This window comes from Lactobacillus sp. UMNPBX16, assembly GCF_002553775.1.
GTDB lineage: Bacteria > Bacillota > Bacilli > Lactobacillales > Lactobacillaceae > Lactobacillus > Lactobacillus crispatus.
In genome coordinates this window covers 1-1449 of the sequence record NZ_PCYU01000086.1, presented here as the reverse complement: position 1 = coordinate 1449, position 1449 = coordinate 1, and the positions used below count along the sequence as shown (strand labels likewise).

Sequence of the window (1449 nt, the reverse complement as noted above, 5' to 3'; positions counted from 1 at the left end):
AAAAGATTTGACAGTTTCGATAAAACCAGAAAAACTATTTGTAAATATATTGGAACATGTTTTACTACCCATTTAAAATTTATTTGTTGTGTGTTCATTGTTTAATACCCACATATTTCTCATAATCAACAAGCCAATCTTCATCATTTTTATAAGAATGATTCATACACTTTTTAAACCCAATTGCTTTAAATCATCTTCATCTTTAGTTTCTAACAATTGTCGCTCTTCTAGAGACAAGTGATACTTATTCACTAAGGCATCAATATTCTCCAAAGAAATATTTTTACCATCAGAAAGATCCTTAATTAATTTCTTCATACCTTCAGACATTACTATACATCCTATTTTCTCTCGTTAAGTAATGCATAATTTTCAACTTGCAATTTACTGTGTATGGGATTGATATCAATGCTTCCCATAATTCCCCAAATGCTTATAATAATAACAGTAAGTATTCTCTTATTTTTTAATTTCAAAGCCAGGAATTCATTATGTACGGTCAAAAATTTAAAGCACTTCGTCTTCAACAACATATTTCACTAGAGCAAGCTGCTAACAGAGTTATCTCTCCATCGACTTTATCCAGATGGGAGAATAATAAGATTGATATTCGCTTCAATTTAGTTATTAAGCTTTTAGACAATATTCATATAAACCTAAAAGAGTTTACTAATTACTGCAAAATTAATCATAGTAATCCATTTGTTGCGAAAGTGGCTATGTACTATGAAGCCAACGATGATCGTCATATTTTGCAATTAATACAAAGCAAGAAAAAAGAATACCAAAATTCACATAATCAATTTGATTTACTTCTACTAGCTATCGCATGTAATTGTTATTACGATCTAACTGATAACAATGTTTTCCCAGTGAGCTATCAAAAGAAATTATTCTACATTTTATCTAACATTGAATATTGGACAGAGATGTACATCAATGTTTTTGGTAACACTGTTTTTCTCTATGACAGCAAGGAACTATATAGTATTTCAATCAGAATTCTTAAAAATTTAAATTCTAATACATTTAATGATTTTCAAGAATATTATTATGCTTTATCCTCTGTCATCAACGCCCTAACCGCTCTAATTATCAAAAATCCCAAATTAGCATCACAGCTTTTAACTAAAATAGAGAAAGTTTCAATTCCTAAACCAATCTCTTACTTAAAAATTAGAACTAATGTCCTCAAGTATCTTTTAGATTACCGTTTAGGCAAAACAGATGAAAAGCTTATCTCAATTAAGCTAGAAAATTTAAAGTGGTTAGGATTAACAGATATTGCAAAAGACTTAACTTTCTTCTTTAACCGTATAAAAAATGATCGTTCACCTCTTTCCTAATTCATTTGCCTATTATATTACCCTCATTTTTATCTAATTGATTTTTCTTTGCAAATATGCAAAATTATTTTTAGCAAGAATAAAAAAGCCTATTAAATCT

Annotated in this window: 2 protein-coding genes; one reads left to right on the top strand and one right to left on the bottom strand. The window is 28.4% G+C overall.

The window, feature by feature from the left end:
• Positions 1 to 162: 162 nt before the first annotated feature.
• Positions 163 to 333, bottom strand: coding sequence for a hypothetical protein (locus CP367_RS10775; protein WP_155634313.1), 171 nt, complete (start codon positions 331 to 333; stop codon positions 163 to 165).
• A 161-nt stretch (positions 334 to 494) separates the two neighbouring features.
• Here CP367_RS10775 and CP367_RS10450 point away from each other — a divergent pair, with 161 nt between their 5' ends.
• Positions 495 to 1349 carry an Rgg/GadR/MutR family transcriptional regulator gene (locus CP367_RS10450; protein ID WP_005720873.1) on the top strand — a complete coding sequence of 285 codons (855 nt, stop codon included), beginning with the start codon at positions 495 to 497 and terminating at the stop codon, positions 1347 to 1349.
• Positions 1350 to 1449: the final 100 nt, after the last annotated feature.

Excerpts from the sequence above, each read along its gene's own strand:
- CP367_RS10775 (WP_155634313.1), bottom strand. The coding sequence starts at position 333 with ATGTCTGAAGGTATGAAGAAATTAATTAAGGATCTTTCTGATGGTAAA.
- CP367_RS10450 (WP_005720873.1), top strand. The coding sequence starts at position 495 with ATGTACGGTCAAAAATTTAAAGCACTTCGTCTTCAACAACATATTTCA.